The organism is Mesorhizobium sp. M2C.T.Ca.TU.002.02.1.1, assembly GCF_003997225.1.
Genome location: NZ_RZTO01000355.1, coordinates 1 through 5,972 on the forward strand (window position 1 = coordinate 1; position 5,972 = coordinate 5,972).

Sequence of the window (5,972 nt, forward strand, 5' to 3'; positions counted from 1 at the left end):
GCGCAAGGATGACGCGCGCTACCAGACGCTGATCGACAAGCTCGGTCTGCGTCTGGTAGCGCGCGTCATCCTTGCGCTTGAGATAGTCAAGCAGGCTGCGGCGCTGGGAGACCAGGGCAAGCAGACCACGGCGGGAATGGTTATCCTTCTTGTGATCCTTGAAGTGCTCGGTCAGGTTCTTGATGCGCTCGGAAAGGATGGCAACCTGGACTTCCGGAGATCCGGTATCGCCCTTGGCGGTCGCGAATTCAGTCATCAATTCCTTCTTGCGATCGGCAGTGATCGACATCGTGCTTTTCCTTATCTGTTGGAGGAAACGGGACGCCCACAGCCGGGATGTCGTCCAGCAGGGGCCAGTGCAAGCGACGCGTCAGGGCGCGAAGCTGCGGCGCATATAGTGCAATTCCGGGAAAAACACCAGCCCAATTGTCAAGCCGGCTTGTCGCAGGTTCTGGTTGCGAAAACCAAAGCATGTCTCCCGAAAGCGGGAACGGCTTCGGGGCAAAGACATGCGCAAAATCAAAAGCCTAAGGCGCAGGGAGCGAACCTGAAAGATCGCGGCGCGCTTTAGGAGAATTCAAAGGCTAAAGCCACTTCTTCCATTTGAAGAACGCAATCAGACCGACCGCAACGATCGCCATGAACATGAGCGAGGCGGGATAGCCGTAATAGGCTTTCAGCTCGGGCATGTTCCAGGGCGAGCTTTCCGGATCGAAATTCATGCCCCAGACGCCGACCAGGAAGGTCAGCGGCATGAAGATCACCGAGACGATGGTCAGATAGGAAATGACGTCGTTGGTGCGGGCCTGAGTGAGAGAGACATGCATCTCGATCAGGCCGGTGAGCATGTCGCGCTGGTTCTCGACCAGCTCGATCAGGCGCAGCGAATGATCGAGCGTGTCGTTGAAGAAGATCTTGGTCTCGGCCTTCACGAAGGGCACGTCGTTGCGGATCAGCGTCGCCAGCGCGTCGCGCATCGGCCACAGAACGCCTTTCAGCACGTTGGCGTCGCGCCTCAGTCCATGCAGCTGGCGCATCTGATGCTTGTGCGGCTTGTTCAGCATCTCGTCCTCGATGCCGTCGACCGTTTCGCTCGCCGCCTCGATGGGCGGGAAATAGCTGTCGACGATCGCATCGATCAGCGCGTAGGCGAGATAATCGGCTTGCCGCGAGCGAAGCCGATTGGGCAGCGCGCCGGCAATGCGTTTGCGCACCGGATCGAACGGATCGCCTTCCCGCTCCTGGAACGTGACGACGAAATTGCCGCCGAAGAACAGCGAGATCTGCTCGTAGCGGTGCGAGGTGACATCGTCGATCATGCGCATGACGACGAAGGCATGATCCTCGAAGAAATCCACCTTGGGCCGCTGTCCGGTGTTGACGGCATCCTCCAGCGCCAACGGGTGCAGGTTGAAGACGCGGCCGATCTCCTCGATCAGCGGGATGTTGGCGAGCCCCGTGCAGTCCAGCCAGACGACAGGCCATTTCTCGCAATGAGTGTTGAGATCGTCGATCGAGGCATTGTCGATGGTTTCGTATTTCTGGGGCGAGATCAACGTCAGCCGAAGCTCGCTGCGCCGCGCCGTCGGATCGGCGATAAGCGTGCCGGGCGACGCCCCGACCGGAGGCCGACGGGTTCTCAGCGGCGCCCGCTTCTTGCCAGTGTCAGCCTTTGCCATGAGTTCTCTGGGCTCTCACGCTCAGCTGAAGATTAGAGCGATTCCAGGAGAAGTGTGCAGCGGTTTCCGTCCGGAATTGCACAAATAACGAAGACCTGTACCGGAATCACCCGACAAAGACCCGCTTGGGCTTGAACATGCCTTGCTCGATGGCGCCGATGGCGACGAGCTTGCCACGCGCGGTGGCGCAAGCTTCCTCGGCCTCGACCGGCGCATCGCGGCCGCGAATGATGACGGGATTGCCGAGGCGGATCTTCGTTGCCGCGTCGTCGCTGACGGCGATCTGCGGCAGGCAGTCGAGCGCCGCCGCCGTTTCGACCAGCAACGCGTCGATGGTGCTGAAGTCGATCGGGGCCGCGGCTTCGTCCGGGCCCGCTTCTGTCTTATCGCCAAAGCGGGCTGCTTCCAGCTCGGCGACCGTGACGAAATCCTCCGGCGTGAACGGCTCGACCTCGATGCGGCGCAATTCAGCGATATGGCCGAAGCAGCCGAGGTCGCGACCCATGTCGCGGGCCAGCGAGCGCACATAGGTGCCTTTGCCGCATTCGACCTCGAAGACGGTTTTGTCGGCATTGTGCTCGATAATATCCAAACGGCCGATTTCAATTTCCCGCGCGGGTATCTCGACCGTCTCGCCGTCGCGGGCGAGGTCGTAGGCGCGCTCGCCGGCGATCTTGATGGCCGAGAATTGCGGCGGCGTCTGCATGATGACGCCGGTGTATTTCGGCAGCAGCGCTCTCACCTCGGCTTCGGCCGGGCGGCGATTGGAGCTGTTGGTCACAGGGCCTTCGAGGTCGTCGGTCGAGCGCTCCTCGCCCCAGGCGACGGTGAACCGGTAGACCTTGGCGCCGTCCTGCACGTAAGGAACGGTCTTGGTCGCCTCGCCGAGCGCGATCGGCAGCATGCCGGAGGCGAGCGGATCGAGCGTGCCGGCGTGACCGGCCTTCTCGGCCTGGAACAGCCATTTGATCTTGGAGACGGCCTCGGTCGAGCCCATGCCCACCGGCTTGTCCAGCACCACCCAGCCGGAGACCGGCCGCCCCTTCTTCTTGCCGCGACGCGCCACCTAGTCCTCGTCCTTGTCGTTGTTCTTGCCGTCACCGAGATCGCGCGCGACTTCGGGCGATTTCAGCAGTTCATTGATCTTGGCGAAATTGTCGAAGGAGGTGTCGAGCCGGAAGCGGAACTCCGGCATGTACTTCATCTGCCTCAACGCGCCCGAAACACGGCCGCGGATGAATTTCGCATGCCTGTTGAGCGCCTCGACCACGGCGTTGTCGTCTCCCGCGCCAAGCGGCGAGACGAAGGCCGTGGCGATCTTGAGGTCGGGCGACATGCGCACCTCGGAAACCGAGACGACGCTGTTTTCGATCACCGGATCGATGACCTCGCCGCGCTGCAAGGTCTCGGAAAGGGCGTGGCGCACCTGCTCGCCGACGCGCAGCATGCGCTGGGAGGGGCCTGATTGTGTCGAACGGGACATTTTCTTCGGTCCTGAAATCGTGGAGCGCGGGATGGGACCGCGCGACATGTCTCAAATGCACAAGGGGTATGGGCGGCAGCCTTGCGGCCGCCGCCCGTTTCATTCCGGCAAGTATACCTGAATTTAGAGTGTCCTGCTCACCATCTCGACGCGGAAGCACTCGATGACGTCGCCGGCGCGCATGTCCTCGTAGTTCTGGAAGGCCATGCCGCATTCCTGGCCGGCCGGCACTTCCGAAACCTCATCCTTGAAGCGCTTGAGCGTCTTCAGCGTGCCTTCGTGGACGACGACGTTGTCGCGGATCAGGCGCACGCCCGCACCACGCTCGACCTTGCCTTCGGTGACGCGGCAGCCGGCGATCTTGCCGACCTTCGAGATGTCGAAGATCTCGAGGATCTCGGCATTGCCGATGAAGGTCTCGCGCCGTTCCGGCGAAAGCATGCCCGAAAGGGCCGCCTTCACGTCATCGACGAGGTTGTAGATGATCGAGTAGTAGCGGATCTCGATGCCCGCGGCGGTCGCCGCGGTGCGCGCCTGCGCGTTGGCGCGGACGTTGAAGCCGATGATCGCCGCTCCGGACGTCTCGGCCAGCGAAACGTCGCTTTCGGTGATGCCGCCGGCGCCCGAATGCACGATGCGCACCCTGACCTCGTCATTGCCGAGCTTTTCAAGGGCGGCATTGATCGCCTCGATCGAGCCCTGCACGTCGCCCTTGATGACCAGCGGGAATTCTTTCAGCCCGCTCGTCTGCAACTGCGACATCATCTGCTCGAGCGAGCCGCGCTGGCCGGCATGCCTGGCCACCGCCTTGTCGCGGGCCAGGCGCTGACGGTATTCGGTGATCTCGCGGGCGCGCGCCTCGTTGTTGACGACGGCGAAGCGGTCGCCCGCCTGGGGCGTGCCCTGGAGGCCAAGCACCTCGACCGGCATTGCCGGCGGCGCTTCCGGCACATGCTCGCCGCGATCGTTGACCAGCGCACGCACACGGCCCCATTCGTTACCGGCGACGATGATGTCGCCCGGCATCAGCGTGCCGGTCTGCACCAGCACGGTGGCGACGGGGCCACGGCCCTTGTCCAACTGCGCCTCGATGACAGCGCCTTCGGCGGTGCGGTCCGGGTTGGCCTTGAGGTCGAGGACTTCGGCCTGCAGCAGGATCGCTTCCAAGAGCTTGTCGAGATTGGTGCCCTTGGTCGCCGAAACCTCGACGTCCAGCACCTCGCCGCCCATCGATTCCACGAACACTTCGTGGCGCAGCAGCTCGGTCCGTACCTTCTGCGGGTCGGCGTCGCGCTTGTCGATCTTGTTGATGGCCACGATGATCGGCACGCCGGCGGCCTTGGCGTGATTGATCGATTCGATCGTCTGCGGCATCACGCTGTCGTCGGCCGCCACCACCAGCACCGCGATGTCGGTGACCTGGGCGCCGCGGGCGCGCATGGCCGTGAAGGCGGCGTGGCCGGGCGTGTCGATGAAGGTGATCTTCTGACCGTTCTTCTCGATCTGGTAGGCACCGATATGCTGGGTGATGCCGCCGGCCTCGCCGGAGACGACATTGGCGTTGCGGATGGCGTCGAGCAGCGAGGTCTTGCCGTGATCGACATGGCCCATGATGGTCACGACCGGCGGACGCGACACCAGGTCTTCCGGGCGGTCGGCGATGTTGAACAGGCCTTCCTCGATGTCGGACTCGGCGACCCGGCGGACGGTGTGGCCGAATTCGGAAGCCACCAACTCGGCCGTGTCGGCGTCGATGACGTCGCCCGGCTTCAGGATCTGGCCCTGCTTCATGAAGAACTTGACCACGTCCACGGCGCGCTCGGACATGCGCTGCGCCAACTCCTGGATAGTGATGGTTTCGGGCAGGATCACTTCGCGCATGACTTTCTCGCGCGGCTCATTGTGCAGCGCGCGTTTGAATTTTTCCTGGCGGCGACGCATCGACGACAGCGAGCGGCCGCGCGCGTCGTCATCCGACAGCGCCGAGTTCAGCGTCAGCTTGCCGCGGCGGCGATCTTCCTCGCCCTTGGTCGGCTTGGCCGGGCGAGCCACTTCGGGCGTCGCAAGACGGCGCGGCGGCGCGCTGGCTCCAGCACCGGCACCCGTGCGCCTTGGCTTTGCCTCTTCCTCGTCATCGGCCGTCGCGACGTCGGCAGCCTGCGGCGCGCGCCGGCGAGCCTCTTCCTCGGCACGGCGCCGCGACTCGGCCTCGGCCTGCAGGCGCGCTTCCTCCTCGGCCTGACGGCGCGCGGATTCGTCACGCTCGCGCTTGCGGCGTTCCTCTTCCTCGGCGCGGCGCTTGGCATCTTCCTGAGCGCGCAGGCGATCCTCGGCCTCGCGGGCCTTGGAGCCTTCCAGCGCCCTGCGGCGCGCTTCCATCTCGCCGCGCGAGAGTTCGTTCAGAACCATGCCGGAACGCTCCGGCTGCGGGGGCGGCGCCTTGGGCGCTTCCTGCACGGCAGGCGCGGCGGCGACGGGAGCGGCGGCGGGCTTCGGCGTGAAGACAGACGGCGCCGCCGGCTCCGGCTTGTCGCCCGGCAGCGAGAACTTGCGCTTCTTGGTCTCCACGACGACCGACTTGGTGCGGCCGTGCGAGAAATTCTGGCGCACGGTGCCCTGCTCAAGGCCGGGGCGCTTCAGCGTCAAGGTCTTCTTCGGCGTAACGCTCAACGTCTTGTCGTCGCCCGATTTCGTATCGCTCATTCCATATCCTCTGCGGCATCATCTCCGTCAGCAACGGCCGCAAGCATTGCCAGATCGTTCGGGGTACCGCCCCGATATCGGTCGAGCGCAACAACGCGCTTCTCAAC

General features: G+C 64.0%; 5 protein-coding genes and 1 pseudogene. All 6 read right to left on the reverse strand.

The genetic code is table 11. The features are described 5' to 3' along the window. Positions 1-331: 30S ribosomal protein S15 (gene rpsO, locus EOD07_RS19025; RefSeq protein ID WP_348627774.1), on the reverse strand; the 331-nt coding region annotated here is incomplete at its 3' end. A gap of 253 nt (positions 332-584) precedes the next feature. Beyond that, on the reverse strand, positions 585-1,679 hold the full coding sequence (gene corA, locus EOD07_RS19030; protein WP_127236569.1) for a magnesium/cobalt transporter CorA: 1,095 nt from the start codon (positions 1,677-1,679) through the stop codon (positions 585-587). Between the two features lie 106 nt (positions 1,680-1,785). Beyond that, complete coding sequence (truB, locus tag EOD07_RS19035) at positions 1,786-2,745, reverse strand: tRNA pseudouridine(55) synthase TruB (protein WP_127236570.1); 960 nt, start codon at positions 2,743-2,745, stop codon at positions 1,786-1,788. Beyond that, entirely contained in the window at positions 2,746-3,162 is a 417-nt protein-coding gene (rbfA, locus tag EOD07_RS19040; RefSeq protein ID WP_041007483.1) for a 30S ribosome-binding factor RbfA, read from the reverse strand. A gap of 123 nt (positions 3,163-3,285) precedes the next feature. Then, the gene (gene infB / locus EOD07_RS19045; RefSeq protein ID WP_127236571.1) at positions 3,286-5,865 is read right to left on the reverse strand and encodes a translation initiation factor IF-2; all 2,580 of its coding nucleotides are present in this window, start codon (positions 5,863-5,865) and stop codon (positions 3,286-3,288) included. After that, positions 5,862-5,972 (reverse strand): annotated as a pseudogene (locus EOD07_RS39220) (DNA-binding protein); the annotation flags it as partial. The pseudogene EOD07_RS39220 and the gene infB, both read right to left, overlap by 4 nt.

What these genes read in the sequence shown, in the direction of transcription:
- infB (WP_127236571.1), bottom strand. Translation starts at nt 5,865, where the DNA reads ATGAGCGATACGAAATCGGGCGACGACAAGACGTTGAGCGTTACGCCG.
- corA (WP_127236569.1), bottom strand. Translation starts at nt 1,679, where the DNA reads ATGGCAAAGGCTGACACTGGCAAGAAGCGGGCGCCGCTGAGAACCCGT.
- rbfA (WP_041007483.1), bottom strand. Translation starts at nt 3,162, where the DNA reads ATGTCCCGTTCGACACAATCAGGCCCCTCCCAGCGCATGCTGCGCGTC.